13 protein-coding genes and 4 pseudogenes are annotated in these 17,303 nt (G+C 69.1%); 7 read left to right on the top strand and 10 right to left on the bottom strand.

From position 1 onward, the window contains the following. Positions 1–418 precede the first annotated feature (418 nt). Both Sfulv_RS28180 and Sfulv_RS28175 read right to left on the bottom strand, forming a co-directional pair. Positions 419–700, bottom strand: coding sequence for a hypothetical protein (locus tag Sfulv_RS28180; RefSeq protein ID WP_246353264.1), 282 nt, complete (start codon positions 698–700; stop codon positions 419–421). Between the two features lie 428 nt (positions 701–1,128). Then, positions 1,129–1,338 (bottom strand): hypothetical protein, encoded by a 210-nt coding sequence (locus tag Sfulv_RS28175; protein ID WP_173317243.1) that lies wholly within the window; start codon positions 1,336–1,338, stop codon positions 1,129–1,131. A gap of 1,637 nt (positions 1,339–2,975) precedes the next feature. On the opposite strand from Sfulv_RS28175, the gene Sfulv_RS28170 reads away from it, so the two are divergent. The 3 genes and pseudogenes from Sfulv_RS28170 to Sfulv_RS30895 all read left to right on the top strand — a co-directional run bounded on the left by Sfulv_RS28170 (position 2,976) and on the right by Sfulv_RS30895 (position 5,246). Beyond that, on the top strand, positions 2,976–3,608 hold the full coding sequence (locus Sfulv_RS28170) for a hypothetical protein (RefSeq protein WP_173317242.1): 633 nt from the start codon (positions 2,976–2,978) through the stop codon (positions 3,606–3,608). Between the two features lie 824 nt (positions 3,609–4,432). Next, a pseudogene (locus Sfulv_RS30900) lies at positions 4,433–4,618 on the top strand (transposase); the annotation flags it as partial. A 199-nt stretch (positions 4,619–4,817) separates the two neighbouring features. Continuing rightward, positions 4,818–5,246 (top strand): transposase, encoded by a 429-nt coding sequence (locus Sfulv_RS30895; protein ID WP_246354085.1) that lies wholly within the window; start codon positions 4,818–4,820, stop codon positions 5,244–5,246. 126 nt (positions 5,247–5,372) lie between these two features. Here the strand turns inward: Sfulv_RS30895 and Sfulv_RS28160 are convergent, their stop codons facing one another. Next, positions 5,373–6,140 carry a dienelactone hydrolase family protein gene (locus Sfulv_RS28160; RefSeq protein ID WP_173317241.1) on the bottom strand — a complete coding sequence of 256 codons (768 nt, stop codon included), beginning with the start codon at positions 6,138–6,140 and terminating at the stop codon, positions 5,373–5,375. A gap of 899 nt (positions 6,141–7,039) precedes the next feature. Further along, complete coding sequence (locus Sfulv_RS28155; RefSeq protein ID WP_173317240.1) at positions 7,040–7,663, bottom strand: TetR/AcrR family transcriptional regulator C-terminal domain-containing protein; 624 nt, start codon at positions 7,661–7,663, stop codon at positions 7,040–7,042. A 51-nt stretch (positions 7,664–7,714) separates the two neighbouring features. Here Sfulv_RS28155 and Sfulv_RS28150 point away from each other — a divergent pair, with 51 nt between their 5' ends. The 3 genes and pseudogenes from Sfulv_RS28150 to Sfulv_RS30885 form a co-directional block, all read left to right on the top strand. Beyond that, on the top strand, positions 7,715–9,199 hold the full coding sequence (locus tag Sfulv_RS28150; RefSeq protein WP_173317239.1) for an FAD-dependent monooxygenase: 1,485 nt from the start codon (positions 7,715–7,717) through the stop codon (positions 9,197–9,199). 179 nt (positions 9,200–9,378) lie between these two features. Further along, positions 9,379–9,544, top strand: a pseudogene (locus tag Sfulv_RS30890) (cytidine/deoxycytidylate deaminase family protein); the annotation flags it as partial. Between the two features lie 7 nt (positions 9,545–9,551). Further along, positions 9,552–9,806, top strand: a pseudogene (locus Sfulv_RS30885) (NF041680 family putative transposase); the annotation flags it as partial. A 308-nt stretch (positions 9,807–10,114) separates the two neighbouring features. On the opposite strand, the gene Sfulv_RS28140 reads toward Sfulv_RS30885, so the two are convergent. From Sfulv_RS28140 to Sfulv_RS28125, 4 genes and pseudogenes are all read right to left on the bottom strand, one after another. Continuing rightward, complete coding sequence (locus Sfulv_RS28140; RefSeq protein ID WP_173317237.1) at positions 10,115–11,026, bottom strand: class I SAM-dependent methyltransferase; 912 nt, start codon at positions 11,024–11,026, stop codon at positions 10,115–10,117. A 231-nt stretch (positions 11,027–11,257) separates the two neighbouring features. Beyond that, positions 11,258–12,361: an NAD(P)-dependent alcohol dehydrogenase gene (locus Sfulv_RS28135; protein ID WP_173318286.1), complete on the bottom strand. Its 1,104-nt coding sequence runs from the start codon at positions 12,359–12,361 to the stop codon at positions 11,258–11,260. 2 nt (positions 12,362–12,363) lie between these two features. Beyond that, a pseudogene (locus Sfulv_RS28130) lies at positions 12,364–13,772 on the bottom strand (aldehyde dehydrogenase family protein). Positions 13,773–13,781: 9 nt separating this feature from the next. Further along, on the bottom strand, positions 13,782–14,537 hold the full coding sequence (locus Sfulv_RS28125; RefSeq protein ID WP_173317236.1) for a (5-formylfuran-3-yl)methyl phosphate synthase: 756 nt from the start codon (positions 14,535–14,537) through the stop codon (positions 13,782–13,784). Between the two features lie 581 nt (positions 14,538–15,118). Between Sfulv_RS28125 and Sfulv_RS28120 the strand changes: the two genes are divergently transcribed. Next, entirely contained in the window at positions 15,119–15,652 is a 534-nt protein-coding gene (locus Sfulv_RS28120; protein WP_173317235.1) for an EF-hand domain-containing protein, read from the top strand. Positions 15,653–15,923: 271 nt separating this feature from the next. On the opposite strand, the gene Sfulv_RS28115 is transcribed toward Sfulv_RS28120, so the two are convergent. Continuing rightward, positions 15,924–16,373, bottom strand: coding sequence for a DUF6003 family protein (locus tag Sfulv_RS28115; RefSeq protein ID WP_173317234.1), 450 nt, complete (start codon positions 16,371–16,373; stop codon positions 15,924–15,926). A gap of 287 nt (positions 16,374–16,660) precedes the next feature. Continuing rightward, positions 16,661–17,095, bottom strand: a complete 435-nt coding sequence (locus tag Sfulv_RS28110; protein WP_173317233.1) for a DUF2267 domain-containing protein — start codon at positions 17,093–17,095, stop codon at positions 16,661–16,663. Between the last annotated feature and the right edge of the window lie 208 nt (positions 17,096–17,303).

Below are 17,303 nucleotides of genomic sequence, written 5' to 3'. Positions count from 1 at the left end.
CAAGGGAAGCTTCAGTACCTCGTGGGACTGCCGTCGTACCGGAACCTCGAGGACAGCGGCGTGGCGGCGGGGTACCAGGTGTGGGTCCGGACTCCCGACCGTGTGCGGCCGGGCGACGGCGTCGACTACGACCAGGCCCCCACCGAGCACCTTCCGCCGTCGCCCACGTCGATGGTCCGCGAGGTCCTCGGGGAGCGCCGGCCTTCGGGCTGGGTGAGGGGCGGGGCCCGGCCCGGGGGTGCTGCACGCGCCGGACTGCGAAGAGGCACCGCAGGGCGCGCCGCTGCTCGGTGAGGAGCAGGCGCTGAACGTCGCGCTCACCTGCTCGCCGCCATCGTCGATCTCGGCGGCGAGCTGGAGCTCCCAGATACCCGTAACGGGCACTTCAGGGGCGCGGTCATCCCAGAAGACTGCGCGGTCAGCGCCGGCCGCCGCCGATGCGGCGGTCGTCGGCCAGTGCGGTCAGCGGGCCGAACTCGCAGGCAAGCTGGTTCCACGTCAGAACCTCGCCACAGCGGGCAGGGAACTCCTTGGGGTTGAACTCGGGCATGGTCCAGGTGCCAGTGCCCCGGTCCCGCAGCCACAGGTCCCCGTCACCGTCGACCACACTCGGCGGGACCGGTACCGGCTCGGCCTGATCGGTGGGCTCCCAGGTGACCCGGCCCGGGTGGGAAACGCGGCGCAGCTCGGTGGTGGCCATGCGCGCGGCCAAGTCACGGGTGGACTCTTCTGCGTCCTTGACCGACGCGAGTCGGAATGCGTCGTCAAGTACGGGCAGGGCTGGATTCTTGCTGCGCTTTGAACTCATACGCTGACTACCTCCGGTAGGGGGCGTCACATCCGTTATGGCACCCCGTAGAGGAATACGGTATCCGAGGCGGGAGCCGGGCCGGCTACGACCCCTGTCCAGGTGGAGGCGCCGGCACCCCGGGCGGTCGGCCCAGGTGGCGCGCGTCTCCATGGGCAGGCAGGGCTGCCCCGGCTGCCGGAAGCGGACCAACGTCTCCCGGCAGGAGACGGAGCTGTTCGCCGAACTCGAGGTCGTCCTCACCGGCGGGAACAGCAGTACTCGGTGCAGACACCGAACGGTCGCGACCGGCTCGACATGCTCTTCCCCGCAGACCACGGTCAGGCCGTGGTCGTGGAGTCGACGGCTCGTACTGGCATCGCGACGCAACCGGACGCGAGCGGCTCAAGCCCGAGACCGTAGAGCACAGCCGCCCGGCCTGGACGGTGGAGCGCGTCCGGGAAGAACCCCTCCATCTCAACCGCCCCAGCGACATCGCCGTCCCTCTGCTCGCCGACTCGTTCACGGCCGCCAGCGTCGTCCTCGATCACGTCATGTCGTTGATGGCCTGGCCCACCGATACACACGAGCGCGCCCGGGCCTACACCGCGGGCGGGCGTCGCCTCGGAGCGGAGCCGGCGGAAAGGCTCATCGTCGAACTCCGGACAACCACCGGGTCGGCTGCGCCGCAGCCTACCGCCCTTCCCTCGCCGACAACATCCGCGCCGATGCCAAAGGCCGCTACGGCGGCGCGGAGCCCGGGTAGCGGGCCGGCGTCGAGTGGACGCTGCTGTGGATCGAGGACGCCGCCGGTCAGCTGACGGAAGGCAAACCGTAGGCAACGGTCGTCAGGGCGTGTCGCCGGAGTTGTGGCAGCGGCACACCACACCCGGGCCACCCGGTCAACGGTCAGTTCCAGACTGCGGCCACAAACTCCTGGACGGGCACGTCGACTGCGAGTCCGGGTGCGTCATGGACAAGCTGGTGACGTTCCCCGGCGGCCGGCGGCCATGGCCTCCTGAGCCGAGCGGAAGCCGGGGGCGGCGGCAGGCGGACGCGCGGCAGCGGCTTGCTGCTCGCACCGCGCCGGACGCGGGGCAGTGAGAAGTGGTCGTTGAGAGTCGGGACCAGGCTGAGATGCATACGCGGTTGCGTCGTCTCCGCGAGGCAGGAGTCGACGGGTCGATGATCCGGATCGACACGCTGTGCGGGCGACTCGTGCTGCCGACCACCTACCGGCTGAGCCGTTTCGTGAAAGACCCCGCACGAGAGTCCGAACGCAAGCCCCCTGATCATCGATCTGCGGCAGGTCGAGGTGAGTTGACGGATGCCGCGTGGGAGCGAATGGAGCCCTTGCTGCCGCGGCTGGACGGGCCTGGCCCATCCTCGCTGTCGACGGAGACAGCTGATGGTCTGGCGGACACATTGCCTCGCTTCCGAGCCTGGGCTCGCCGTCTCGTGGGGCAGCACGCTCTCACCGCCCAGGTCCCGCCCTGCCCGGGGCTCGAGGTCCTTCAAGGACAGGCGCGGCCCGGCTGCAGCGTACGGTGCCCTCGGACGTCGCAACCAGTCGGCCTTCGGCCTCGCGCAGGACGATGTCGGTGAGCGCCGGGGGCGTAGTCCTGGGTGCGACTCTTGAGGTGACGACCGAACCGGCCCCTGAGCCAGGCGACGTAGCCCTGCGGGTGCCGGTCCCGGGTGCACTCCGCCACTGAGAGTCAGTGGACTGACTCTCAGTGGCGGGGGTCAGGGAGCGCCCATCACGTCCCGAGGCCGCGCCGTGTGGTCTGGCCGCGTGGTGGGGCGGGGCACCTCGTGGGGCAAGGTCACGGTGTTCCGTTGGCCCCGCTCGCGCAGGGGCTGCCCGCGCCGAACGTTCCGCCCGTTCCCCCGGTCCCACCGTGGAAGAGCATGCCCCCGTGGCGTTGCCGCCGGCACCGCCGATCCCGCAGGTGCCATCAACGCTGGCACCCGACTTCACACCGCCGTTGCCGCCGGTGCCGCCGTTGCCACCCGAGTTGAGCATCCCTCCAGAACTCACACCGCCGGCCCCGCCGATGCCCGCGGCACCACCGGGGTAAGCCCCGCCGGAGCTGCCGTTGCCGCCCTTTCCGGCATTACCGCCCTTACCTCCGTTGCCGGAGGCGTTGGTGCCGCCGGCGCCGCCGTTGCCGCCCGTGCCACCGCCATGGCCGATGCCACCGTTGCCGGCGTTGCCGCCCGCACCACCGGTCGATCCACCGACGCCACCCAGGCCGCCCTGGCCGCCGGCTCCGGCGCTGGCACCGGAGTTCCCCCCGGCACCTCCGATGCCGCCTGCACCGGCGTTGGTGCCCGCACCACCCGCACCGCCCGCGCCACCCGCGCCGTTGAGGCCGCCGGCGGCACCGGTGCCTCCGTTACCGCCCGCCGCGCCGCTGGAGCCACCAGTGCCACCGGTGGCACCTGCACCGCCGGATCCGCTGCCCACGCCGAGCCCGCCGTTGCCGCCCGCACCGCCGACCCCGTTGGCGAAGCCCTTGCCGCCGGGGCCGCCTGCACCGCCCGCGCAGTTGCCCGTTCCGGTCGCAGCACCGCCCGCAGTGCCGGGGAAGCCCGCGGGGTGGGCGGCGGTGCCGTTGGCACCCGCAACGCCCGCAGTGCCCGCGGTACAGGCCAGGGCAGAGGCCCCGGCCGGGGTGCCGAAGAGGAGTGCCGCGCCGGCGAAGAGGGTCGGGAGGGCGAGAAGAGCGGTGGTCTGGTTCCTGTTCACGGTGTTCCTCTGGCTCAGGTCAAGCAAGGGTCGATCCGGGGCGCGAAATCAGGCTGGCAAGGCACCTGAAAAGAGCAATTTCTCTCGAACACTTTTCCGCGCCGCATGCCGTGCGGCAGTCCGAGAACTACGCGCTACTTCCATACGACACGCATGTCCAGATATTTGTAATGGAACAAGGCGCGCGATTTCCATCAACAATCACCCGACAGGACAGTACGTCACCCATCGGAGAAAAAATCCCCTCGAAATTTCGTTTAGCCCATATTCGTCAATGTGACCGACCGATATTGATGCGAAGTCGCCATTTTCGAAGTTTCTAGCTCATATAGGCTCTGACCTGCGGGTTCTAGATATCGGCAGTCGAAGAGCACTTCGGATCCTTCGCCACGCAGGACCTGTCGATGCGCGTCACGCAGGGCCGGGCCAGGGAAAACGCGGCGAAACGACACATGTCCTCGACGGCTCGCCTTCCCCTGGCTTGCACGGAGATGGCCGAATCCGCGGAGGTCTGGGCATATGCGGCCCCCGTCTTTGACGGAGAATCATACTCCTCATACACCCCAGACGCAATTATGCCCAAAAATACCAGGAATTAGAGCTGGACCATCGGCACCAGCATCGAAAACCCGAAGCAGGAACAGGACGAAAAACCCGTCAGATCAATGCCGTAACCGTGGTTAAGGGCTGTCCCGTAACTTGGTTCAGAGGTCGGCAGACCCCAGCTCCTCGATCGACTTGTTGGGATTCAGCCCGACTCGCTGGCCCTGACGAGAACGAGCCGAATCAGGTCAAACCGGACTCGCGCAAGCAGGTCTCCTCACTTACGGGATAACCCTTAGACCCTGTCCTATGTGGGTTCAGCTCGTTGATTTGAGCATGGGGCGGGGTACGTGGAGTTGGATGTTCCGGACGGGCTGTGGGAGATCGCGGAGCCGCTGATCCCGCCGTCGAAGGTGCGGCCGCAGGGCGGTGGGACGCAGGACACGCCGGATGAGACGCTGTTCGCCGCGATCATCTACGTGCTGGTCAGCGGTTGCGCCTGGCGGGCGTTGTCGCCGTGCTTCGGGATATCGAAGTCGACGGCCCACCGCAGGTTCCTGATCTGGTCGAGAGCCGGTGTGTGTGGCCGGCTCCACGAGGAAATCCCGCACCGCCTGGACGATGCCGGCCTCCTCGACCTGTCCCGGGCGGTTCTGGACTCCGCGCATATGAGGGCTAAAAAGGGGCGAACTCACAGGTCCGAGCCCCGTGGACCGGGGCAAGCCGGGCTCCAAGATGCACGTCCTGCCGGACGCGAACGGACTGCCCCTCCTCGTCGGTCTCTCCGTGGCGAACACCCACGACAGCCTCGCGCTGAAGCCCATGATCACGGGTCACCAAACGAGACACGACCCTCACCGCGGCCGGTACTTCAAGCCCCAGCGCTTGCATGCGGACAAGGCGTACGACGTTCCTCACCTGCGGAAATGGCTATGGGAAAGCGCATCGGCGTCCGCATCGCCCGCAAGGGCATCGAGTCCAGCGAACGCTTATAGGCGCCGACGACAGGTCATCGAACGCACCATGTCCTGGCTGACCGGATACCGCAGACTCGACCACCGCTACGAACGCCACCCCCGCAGCTACCTGGCTCTTCTCGGCCTCGTCGCCGCCCTCTGCTGCTACAAACGACTCGTCCGACTCACCACACAGGACACGGTCTAAACCGCACCTCAGGGCCATCGCGTTCTGCTACATGACGGGGAGCGCAGCTTCACGAGTACAGGGCCTCCGCGATCGAGCATCCGCCCGAATGCGGTTCTGCTGTGCGGAGTTGAAGGGAGGAGACTGTCAGTGCCTGGCGCCAGCACGCTTAGCTGAGCCGTGCCCCAGATCCTCCGTCACGGGCAGGCACTCGGCGAGCAGGTCGACGACGTCTCGCCAGGCTCGCTGCGCGTGCCGTGGGTGGTAGGCGACGCCGGGGACCACAGGGTGGCCGACCGGCGGGTGGTGGAAGGCGTGCAAGGCGCCGCCGTAGACCGCGAGGCGCCAGTCGACGCCCGCAGCCTGCATCTCGGCGGTGAACGCGTCCCTTTGCGCGGGTGGCATGATCGGGTCTTCCGATCCGACCCCGGCCCACACCGGACAGTGGATGCGCGCGGCCTCGCCCGGTCGGCCCGTGGTGAACCCGTTGACTGTCCCGATCGCGCGCAGGCTGACGCCGTCTCGCCCGAGTTCCAGCGCGATGGCGCCCCCGGTGCCGTAGCCGATGGCGGCGATCCGGTCGGGGTCGGTCCGGGGCTCGGTGCGCAACACGTCGAGCGCCGCGTGGCCGACCCGCCGCATCCGGTCCGGATCAGCGAGCAGCGGCAGGCAACGGGCCAGCATCTCCTCCGGGTCGCCCAAATAGCGCCCGCCGTGAAGGTCGAAGGCCAACGCTACGTAGCCCAGTTCGGCGAGAGCATCGGCCCGGCGGCGCTCGACGTCGCTGAGCCCTATGCCCTCTGGTCCGAGCAGCACCGCGGGCCGGCGGTTGACACCGGCCGGAAGCGCGAGGTGCCCGATCATCGTCAAACCGTCGGCCGGGTACTCGACCGTACGCGTCGTAATCGTCGTCATGAACTGGACTGTAGTGATCGTCGAGCCCGGTCCGGCTGCTGTTCTGCCGCTGGCAGATCAGCGCGGTTATCCCGCTGGAAATCGGCGAGGGCTCACGAAAACCATCACAAACCCCGTCCCGACGGGCAGCGCTGTCGGATCATCTGCCCAGGCCATGGCGTCGGAGGCTGACCCTCGCAGCAGGATGCTGGGGTACACCGGCGCGCTCCCGTGAAGGGTGTCATGTTGTCTTTCGGAGTGATCGAGTCGCGATTCCCCATGGTGGTCGAGGCATCGTGGGGCTCCGGGCGGCCAAGTTGGCTGAGCCATACCAACTGCAACAGGCAACGAACCGTACCCAGACCCCCTGGTTCCGCTGCTCTTACGAATGACCGTTCGAACCCGCGAAGAAGGTAAGACGGGCAACCGTTGCCTCGCCAGATGCGAGTCGTTCGTGCAGGCATGTCGCTGAGTGACAGGCAGTGGGCGCGGATCGAACCGTTGCTGCCGGATCGGATGCCGAGCGGGGCGGGCGGCGGGGGGATCGCCGGCAGGTGATCGACGCGATCGCGTTCGGTTACCGCACCGGAACTCCTTGGACGGACCCTGTCTGAGCACTTCGGTACGTGGAAGGGTGTCCACAACAGACTGCGAAGTGGTCAGCCGACGGCACCTGGAAGAGGGTCTTCACGGCCTTGCTCGCCCAGGCCGACGCCGAGGGCGATCTCGACTGGGTGGTGGCGGTCGATTTCACGATCGGTCGTGCCCACAAGCACGGGGTTGGGGCCCTGGCGTCCCGGTCGAGGAGCCGGTACGAGGGCGGGTATCTCACGGGACACCAGGGTCGAGATCGCAGGGGGCAGACGAGTCCCCGGCGGCTCAGCGAGCGAGGTTCTCTCTGGTCCTCTCCTCGCCCTCGGTCACCTCCGCGCGAGGATCGCGGACAGGCCGAACTCGAAGCGCTCGCCAAATGATTCCGTGTCGAGATGACCGAGGGCCCGATGGAGGGCGGGGTAAGCCGTCTCGGAAACCGCGTCCACCAGACGGCCGTTCGGGGGCTGGCGGGTCGCCGCCTGTTCTTCCTGGGTGAGGCCGAGGGCGAGGTAGATGATCGTCCACGTGGTCCAGGCGCTCTCACGCTCGTCCAGGCCGCCGTCCAGCAACGCGGCCACCAGGGTGTCGGCGAAACGCAGGGTATGTGGTTGGGCGGCGTAGGTGCCGACGACGAGCGTGGCGCCGTCGCGGTGGGCGAGCAGGGCGCGGCGGTACCGGCGGGCCAGTTCGCGGACACGCTCGTCCCAGGAAGCCGGAAGGTCGTCGAGCGGGGCTTCGCCGACGACGGCGTCCGCCATCAGCTCAAGCATCCGGGCCTTGGTCTTCACATGCCACAGCACGGTGTTCATCCGTACACCGAGCCGGTCGGCGACCGCCCGGGTGGACAGGGCGTCCAGGCCCTTTTCGTCCAGCAGTTCCAGTGCGGTACGGATCACCGTTCCCGGGTCCAGCCGCGGGCTGCGGTCCTCACTCGCTTGCCTATTGGTCATTGACCTAGTTTACTGCAGACACAGCTATTGGTCACTGACCTAGGATGGTTCATGGAGCAGCAGGTTGTCATCGCCGGAGGGGGCCCGGTCGGGCTCTGGCTCGCCGCCGAACTGCGGCTGGGCGGGGTATCCGTCACCGTCGTCGAGGAGCGTGCAGATATCGACCAGCGCTCCAAGGCCCTCACCATTCACCCCCGCACCATCGAGATCCTGGCCTCGCGCGGCGTGCACAAGACCTTCCTCGCCGAGGGCTTGCCGATCCCGGGCGGCCACTTCGGCATGCTCGACGACCGGCTCGACTTCCGGGCGATGGAGACCCCGTTTCCGTTCACCCTCGCCCTGCCGCAGGCCCGTACCGAGGAACTGCTGGAGGACCACGCGCTCGCCCTCGGCGCCACGATCGTGCGCGGTCACAGCGTCACGGGGTTCACCGAGCACGCGAAGTCGGTGACCGTGCAGGTGGCCGGGCTGGACGGTCCCTACGAACTCCAGGCGGCGTTCATCATCGGCTGCGACGGCACCCGCAGCACCGTGCGCACCGCCGCCGGCATCGACTTCCCCGGTACGCCCTCCACTGTCTTGGGCTGGCTTGGCGACGTCACCCTCGACAACCCGCCGCGGCCCGGGTTCAGCACCTTCGGGCTCCGGGGCGGGGTGATGGTCGCGCCGCTGCCCGGTGGGCGGTGCCGCATGGTCGGTGTCAGCCCCGACAGTCTCACGACGGAATGGCCCGGCGACCTCACCCTGGAGGAGCTGCGGGCCAAGACCGTCGCCATCACGGGCGAGGACTTCGGGATGCGCGACCCGGTCTGGCTCTCCCGATTCGGCAACACCACCCGGCTGGCGGCCCAGTACCGGCGAGGCCGGATCCTGCTCGCCGGTGACGCCGCCCACCAGCACTTCCCGGCGGGTGGCGTCGGGATGAACGTCGGCATCCAGGACGCGCACAACCTCGGCTGGAAACTCGCCGCCACCCTCCACGGCTGGGCCCCTGACCACCTGCTCGACACCTATCACACCGAGCGCCACCCCGTAGGCGCCCAGCTGATGGAACACAGCCGCGCCCAGACCGCCCTGATGACCGGCTTCACCCCGGAAGGCATCGCCCTGCGCTCCCTGTTCAGCGGGATGATCGCCACCCAGCCGGCACTCGACAAGGCCCTGTCCGAACGTCTCACCGCGCTCGCCGTCAGCTATCCCGCGCCGGACCCGTCAGCCCACCCGCTCACCGGCACCCGCGCCCCTGACCTGGTCTTCACCGGCTCCGAGAACCACCTGTTCTCCCGGTTGCGCCCGGACAGCCACCTCCTGCTCGACCTGACGGCGGGCGTCCTGGCGGACCGGACGCGGCCGGGGCTCGCGGTGCACACCGCAACCCTCGACCGGCCCCCGGCCGCCTGGGCCACCGTGCGCGCCGCCCTCATCCGCCCCGACGGGCACGTCGCCTGGGCCGGCATCGATGAGGACGACACCGCACTGTCCGCCGCCGTGGATCGGGCGCTCGACACCACCCACCGCACTGCGGCCCGCTACTGAGTTTTCAAGGCGGATCGGTGGGTTGCTGGCCAGTCTCGTGGCGGTGCGGCAGGCGACGACGACGAGATGGGGTCGGCGTTGAGTCGTGCGTGACTCGCAGCGGAGCTTGCGGCAGAGGTCGTCGGGTGTGGTGAAGGCGGTGGTGAACCAGTCGTGTTCGGCCTCGTACCGCTTCGGCAGAGCCGCGCCTGGCGGGCGCGAACGGTCTACAGCTCCCTGGAGCCGTGCGCGAAGCGCGCCTCACGGCCCCGGCCCTGCGCCCAGCTCATCCGCGATGCCGGTATCCAGCGTGTCGCCACCGCCTGGCGCGAGCCCGACACCTTCGTCTCCGGAGCCGACGGCACCGAGCTCCCCTTGGGAGAAGCCGGCCGAACCGAACAGACTGACACCCGCCCGCGTCCGCAGAGGCTTCAGATACCTGCACGCGAAGACCGGGTCGCCAGCCGGTACACCGAAACCGTCCCGGCCCGGACCAGGCCGCCCTCCGGGTTCGAAGAACCACCGCCAAGCCACCCGCCATGACGTGGGCAGAGTCCTTGCCACCGGCGAGGCATACAGCCGACCCGCCCACCAAAGGATCGGCACCAAACCCCGCAGGGCAGGCTGACAGACGACGTCGAGCATCAGCACACTGAGCAGATGCGCTACGAGGAGAAAGCGAAGCTCATCACAGCAAGAGCCCTGGTCCCGGTGGCCATCCTTGCCATCTCGCCAGTGCTGCTGACAGCCGGAGCGCCGATCCGTCGCCGATACCTCCGTTACGTCTACCGGGATGAAGCCCCACTGATCCTGGACAAAAAGCAGGGCCGAATCAGCGTCCACTGGTTCGTGGTCACCAGCCCTCTTCTCGAATGGCTCTGCTGGCCCACAGAGTCACTCGCTCGACTCATCTCACGCCGACGTTAAACGACAAGGTCAGGGCTTGTTCGCAAACACCCACCGGTTGCCCTCCAGGGCGTCGTTCTGCTCGGGCAGCGGGCCGCGTCCGTGCCGGCGGGTGAAGTCGAAGGGGACGTGGACGGATGTGGACCAGCCCTTGCCCGCCAGGTCACCCGCGGAGTCGGGCCGCGGTTCCCTGTTGAACAGGTCGAGGAGGTCGATGCCGATCTGCTGTGCCGTCGAGGTGTAGAGCGGGCTGTCGCGGTACTCCAGCAAGTCCTTCTCGAGCTTGACCTCGAACGCCAGAGCGCTCCCCGCCGTGCTCAACCGGTCCACCATGTCGATGAGGTGCGTCTCGGCGACGGCCGGCAGGTAGAACAGCAACCCCTCGGCAAGCCAGACGCTCGGTGCGGTCGTATCGAAGCCGGCGTCGGCGAGTGCTGCGGCCCAGTCGGCGCGGAGGTCGATCGGGATGGTTACGCGCACTGCCTTCGGGGTGGCCGACAGCCCGTCGAGCACCTCGTGCTTGAAGGCCAGCACTCCTTTCCTGTCGATCTCGAAGACCACACACCCGGGAGGCCAGTCGAGCCGAAAGGCGCGTGAGTCCAACCCGGCTCCTAGCAGCACCACTTGACGGGCACTGCTCGTGTGCACCGACCGGAGGAGAAAGTCGTCGAGAACTCTCGTCCGCAGGCCGAAGTATCGTGCGAACCGTCCCCACAGGGGATTCGCGTCCCCGTCCGCGACCTCTTGAATGCGCACAGGCCAGCCGGCGGACGCCGATGCGGCGCGCACGAAGTGCTCCGCGTAGACGTCCCGTACCAGGGTGTCGTGGCGGTGGCTCTCGATCGCCCGTGCCGCGGCGACCAGGAGAGCGGTCACCCCTACACCTCCTTCCACGCCTTCCACGCCTTCCAGACCGGTGTTGTGATGCGTTGTGCCGACCACGTTTCCTCCGTTGGCGAATGGGGGGCCACGAACAGCGAGGGATGGGACTGACGGACCGAGGGTGGACGTCCGCCATCACCGCTCAGGACTTCGTGTTCCCGAGGGGTACCCGAGGGCTCACAGCCCTCTGGCCACACGACACCGCGTCCAGGCGGTGTCATCAGGGGCAACCGGGCCAGACGAGAGCCTATGAGCAGCAAGGCTTCTGGCAGCGGACGTTGGAGGCGTCGGTCAGAGCATCCTCCCTTCCGGAATCACGACGGGTTTGACCACACGGCCCGCTTCGCAGTCGCGTTCGGCCTCGTTGATGTCGGCGAGCGGATAGGTCTGGATGAGCTCATCGAACGGAAACCTCCCGGCCTGCCACAGCCCGGTCAACCGCGGAACCAGGAGTCCCGGTACCGCGTCCCCCTCGCAGATGTGGGAGATCCGTCTCCCCCGGTCCAGCGTCCCCGGTTCGAGCGGCAACGTGGTGTGGAGCCGTGCCACCAGTCCGAGATGGCCGGTCGGGCGCAGAGCCCGGAGCGCGTCGTTGATCAGTTGGACGGAGGCCGTGGTGTCCAGCGCGTAGCACGCGCCGCCGTCGGTCAGTCGCCGGATGCGGCCGGGCAGGTCAGGTGTCGCGGCGTGGAGCGGGATCGCGCCGAAGCGTTCGGCGAGGGCCAGCCGTCCGGGGTGCCGGTCGACGGCCACGGTCACCGCTCCGGAGGCGGTGGCCGCCATCACCGCGGCCAGGCCCACCGCCCCCGCGCCGAAGACGGCGAGGGTGTCACCGGGCCGGGCGGCGAAGGAGTTGAGGACCGCTCCGGCGCCGGTGAGGAACCCGCAGCCGAGCGGACCGAGCAGCTCGATGGGGAGCGAGGGATCGACCCGCACGGCGTTGCGGGCCGGGACCACCGCGTACTCGGCGAACGAGGACTGGCCGAACCACCGGGGGGCCAGTTCGTCCCCGGCCATGTCGGTGAAGCGCGCAGCGTTCTCCTTGCGCCCTCCGAACAGGTTGAGGAAGGCGAAGGAGTCGCAGTAGGCGGGGGCGGCGTCCATGCAGTTGCGGCAGTGCCCGCAGGAGTCGAAGCTCAGCACGACGTGGTCACCGCCGCGCAGACCGGTGTGCGGGCCGCCCGTCTCCACCACGACCCCGGCACCTTCATGGCCGAGCACCGCCGGCAGGGGTGAGCGGCCCGCCGAGCGTCGGACCGCTAGATCGGTCCGGCACATCCCGCACCCAGCGATCTTGACCAGGATCTCGCCATCGGCCGGTCCCGTGTTCAGGCGCACCTCCTCGACGGCGAACCGGCTCTCGTACGAACGCAGTACCGCCGCGCTGAACCTCATGGTCATGCCTCCTCCTGCGGGCGGTGCACGACGAAGGGTCTGAGGTTGCCGTAGAGCCCCCAGGAACCGCCCGCGACACCGACCCCGCTCCTTTTGGAGCCCGCGAAAGGCTGGGCGAGGGACAGTTCGGCATGGTGGTTGATCCATGCCGTTCCGCACTCCAGCCGCTCGGCCACCGCCTCGGCCCGGTCCAGGTCGGAGCCCCACACCGAGCCGCCCAGCCCGAAGTTGGTGCCGTTGGCCGCTTCGACGGCTTCGTCGAGGCTCCCGTACGGCAGCACCGGTACGACGGGGCCGAACTGCTCCTCCGTCACCACCGGGCTGTCGGGCGGGACGTCTGCCAGGATCGTCGGGGCGAAGAAGTAGCCCGGCCGGTCCAGTCGGCGGCCCCCGGCCACGACTCGGGCGCCCTCTGCCACGGCCTGCGCCGTGTAGCTCTCGACCCGGCCCAGTTGTGGGGCGTTGTTGACCGGCCCCAGCTGCGTATCCGGGTCTAGGCCGGCTCCGACGACGACGGCCTTCGCGCGCTGGGCGAGGGCCTCGACCACGTGGGAGTAGAGCCTGGCCGGGGCGTAGACGCGTTTGACGGCCATGCAGACCTGCCCGCAGTTGCGGAACGCCGCCCAGAACAGCCGGTCCGCGATCCGCTCCACTTCCACGTCCTCCAGCAGGATCGCCGCGTCGTTGCCGCCCAGTTCCAGGGTGACGCGGGCGAGTGAGGCCGCCGCCCCCGCGCGACGGCCTGTCCGGTGGTAATCGAACCGGTGAAGGTCACGTGGCGGATCCCCGGGTGGGATGCGAGGCGGGCGCCGAGGGGTTCGTGACCGGTGACGATCGTCAGTACGTCGTCGGGCAGGGCGGCTGCGACGACGGATCCCAGCAGCCGTGTGGCGAGGGGTGTGAAGGGGGAGGGCTTGAGAACCATCGTGTTGCCTGCGGCGAGCGCGGGTGCGAATTTCGCCGACGCCAGCTGGAGGGGGAAGTTCCACGGGATGATCGCGGCGACGGGGCCGAGCGGGCGCCAGCGGACCTCACCGCGTACCGGCCGGCCGTCCGTGATCGGCTGGGACTGCGGGGCAGTCAGTTCGGCGAAGTAGCGCAGGCGGGCCGCCGTGCGGGCGATCTCCTGGTACGACTCGGCCAGGGGTTTGCCCTGTTCACGGGTGAGCAAGGGGGCGAGGTCCGCCCCGGCCACCTCCACGGCGTCGGCTGCCCCGAGTAACGCGGTGGTGCGGGCGCCGGGGTCGGCCCGCCAGGTGTGCCAGGCCGCGTGGGCCCGGCCGACGACGGCGTCCAGCTCATCCGGGTGCTGGTCGGGAGCCTCGTCGAATGGCTCGCCGGTTGCCGGATCGACGACGGCGAAGCGCTTGCCGACGAGCACGGGCACCTGGTGGGACCGGTGCGTGGCCATGGCCGGCGATCAGCTCGCCGCGGTGACGGCAGCCGTGTGCTCTCGGGCGTGCCGGTCCATCTCCGTACGGAAGGCGGCGACCAGCTGCGGCCGGATCCTTCCGGTGTTGCGGTCGCCCCTCTCGCAGACCGCCCCGCGCACCCCCACGATGTCCGTGCCGATGCGGGTCAGCACACCGAGGTCCCCCACCTTCACGCTGCCCGCGAGGGCGGCGAGCAGACCGGCTTCGTGAGTCCGCCGCACGAACTCCGCGCACGCCTCGGGCGAAACGTGGTCGAACAGCGCTGTCCCGTCCTTCACCGCGGTGTCGAGCATCGCCGCGTCGGAGCCGGAGCGCAGAGCGATGTCGGGCAGTGCGAGCGGGTTGACACAGCCGATCCGGTGGGCATCGGCGTAGCCCGAAGCGACGACGAAGGCGTCCGGCCGATAATCCTTCACCGCCCGGACGACCCCTCGCATGACATCGACGGCCTGGTCGGGTGTCGTGCATCCGTAGAGGCCGACCTTGATGTAGGTGGCTCCGGAGACGACCGCGCCCAGTGCCGCCTGGGCCACTGTGCCGGGCTTGTACGGCACGTCCCCCACGGTGGCGGACACCGGCTTGTCCGCGGGGACCGCGTCGCGGATCTCTCTGATGACCCAGGGGAAGTTCGCGCCGAGGGAGCCCTCGTCGGGCTTCTTGACATCCACGATGTCAAGATGTTCCGCCGCCTTCACGCAGTCGAGGGCCTCCTCGACGCTGTCCGGGGAGATGAGGAGTAACAACGTGGGCTCCTTCCCCGCATATCCACCACGCCCGGAGGCAGGAGTGCGGAGTCGCTCGGTTTTCCTGCGGTCTGCTCATCATTGAGGGCGGCCCACGACCGCCGGTAGGGCGTGCGGAGACCGAACGGGGTGCTACCGGTCCGCTCAATGCGCCGTGCACGCCGGTTCCCACCGGCTCCTGTCATGTCGGCGGAGAGGGCGCGCTGTGAGGAGCACGGCCAGGGCCGGGTCGGGCACGTGGCAGGTGGCCTCCAACGGCGGCCGAAACGACGGAGGCCAGGCCGTGGCCGCCCCCGAGGAGGTGCGGGACGGGCTGTCGAGGGGCGGCGACGAGGCCGGTCCATGCAGGATCGGCGCCATCTTCACTCATTCTGTTGACAAGCCGGCTTTCTCCCCGGGCCACCGGACTCCGCAGCCGCATAGTGACAGCACGAAGGCCGACCGGGTCGCCGAGGACACGGCTTCGCCCGTTCCTCACGGTGTGTCACCGCCCCTGCCGACGGCTCGGCGGCAGCCGCCGTACCGGGGCGCCCGTACGGCGCGGCGTCCCCTCATCCTGGACCAACGAAAGGTAAGAGCCCATGCGTAGTGAAGCGGTCAACCGTGTGAAACTCGTTTTCACCTTGCTCGACGCCAACGGCAACGGGGTCCTGGATTCCGATGACTTCGATCTGATGAGCAGCCGGGTCGCCGCGGCCGTGCCCGGAGCCGACGAAGCACGGAAGCAGGCCATGCGAGCCGGCTTCACGCGCTTCTGGAACACGCTGGCCGGCGAACTCGACACCCGTCACGACGGGAAGATCACCTACGACGAGTACCAGGCATGCGTCCTGTCGCCCGAGCGCTTCACAGAGGCGATCCACGAGTTCGCGGCCGGCTTCGCACGCCTCGGTGACCTGGACCGCAGCGGGACCGTCACACGACCGGTGTTCACCGACATGCTGAGGGGGGTCGGCTTCGAGCTGCCGAACATCCAAGCCCTCTTCCAGGCCCTCGGGCCCGATGACGCCGACAGGGTCGGGGTGGACGTCTGGGAAACCGAGATCAGGAACTTCTACGCCCCTGACAAGGGCGGAATCCCCGCGGACCTGCTGGCACCCTCCCCGGCGGCCTGATCCAGTCCGGCCCCCGACGGAACCTCGGGCCTGGACATCGTGCGTGCGGACCGTGTCGGCGGGCGCCGCGGCCAAATCCGGCGCGGTCGGTCGAGTGCCCGATGGAACGGCGCCCCTTCGAGGAGTGCGCGCCGTTCCGTCGGGAGTGCACCGCGCGACGGTGGCGACGGCCCTACCAGCCGCACGCCCGCTGACGTCCCGGCGTCGCAGGTCACCACAGTTCGCTCATCACCATCAAACGTCGCTGCGCGACTCGTGGGCCGAGGTCTGCCTAGGCGTCGGCTGAGACCGAGGGCTGCGATTGGATCAGACCACTGATCTCCTGCGGGGAGAGGCCGGTGAGCTGGGCGATGCGCGGCGCGGGGATGCCGGCGGTCAGCGCGCGGTGCACGAGAGCTTCCCACTCCCGGGTCGTCTCCCGAAAATCGCGGAGGTCGGCTTCCAGCTCCGCGACGGGCTTCGGAGCGCACTCCCGGTGCACCCGCGACGCCTCCTCCTCGCTCAACGGAACGGGCAGGCTCTCCGCGTCTTCCGGAATGAGTGCCTCCGCGTCGGCGGGAAGGATCCTGACCTCCTCCGAGGCAGCGGAGAATCCATGAGCTTGCAGCCACCCGTGCACGGCGGGCGTTTCCGTACACGCCAGAGCACCGACCGCGCCCAGGGCCGCTCCCACCCGGGGGTAGCGGTCGGGGAGAAGGAACAGACGAGCGTCGTGGTCCATCGTGCAAAGTACCTTTCGAGTGACGCGTGGGTGATGTCGTGATAGTAGCCGCGACCTGCACCATCAAGATTCCACGGCGTCCGCTCAGGAGGAGCGAGCAGTCATGCCTCCGCAGAATGACCGGAGGTCAGCACGCGGGCCCGCTTCTTCGCCGGCCGGGGCGGTGACCGGCCACTGCCCACGGCTGCGGCAGGGCCTCGGGCGTCGGCGCCCGAGGCCCTGCCGCGGTCACTCCTCCTCCTCGGCGGCGGCATCGCTCTCCGAGGACACTGCTTCGGGTGAGCCGTTCACGCCGCCTGGATGAGCTCCGCACGGCCGAACAGCAGAGCGTATCCGGAGGGCAGTTGGGCAAGGACACGGTCGAGGAGGTCAGCTCCGGCGAGGTGCCCGACCGTGGCGAGGACAGCTCCGGTGTCCCAGCGCGCGGTGGCGGGAGTGCCACCCGTGCGAGCGGCGAGGTCCTTGACGAAGGCCCAGCTGGTGAGCGGTTCGGGGTCAGGGACCTGGGCGGTGAGGATGAGGGCGGCCTCGGCGGGCAGCCGGGCGGCGAGGTCGGCCCGTGCGTCCCCGCTCAGCTGCCGGCCGAGGCCGGACAGCACGGCGTGGGTGACGGTCTCGGCTCGTTCACGCGTGGGGTACGCGCCCTCGTACCTGATCTTTTCCAGCATCTGGTGGAACGTCACGCCCGATGTGGTGCCGGTCGGTTCACGCAGGGAGAGCATCTGTGGAATGCCTTTCTCGGCGGGCGGCTGGTGCTGTGGCCAGGCGAGGGCCGGAAGCCGCGCTGCTGATCTTGGGGAGAGCTCATTGAGTTACGTGTGCCCGGGTTGGCAGAAGACAGTCCTGGCATCCCGTGGACATCCGCTTGGCGACTGCTCCGGTGTGCACCGCAACGCGGACCGCTCCGAGGAATGATCCGCGCCCCGGTTG

The organism is Streptomyces fulvorobeus (genome assembly GCF_013167895.1).
GTDB lineage: Bacteria > Actinomycetota > Actinomycetes > Streptomycetales > Streptomycetaceae > Streptomyces > Streptomyces fulvorobeus.
This window is presented reverse-complemented; position numbering and strand designations above follow the sequence as displayed.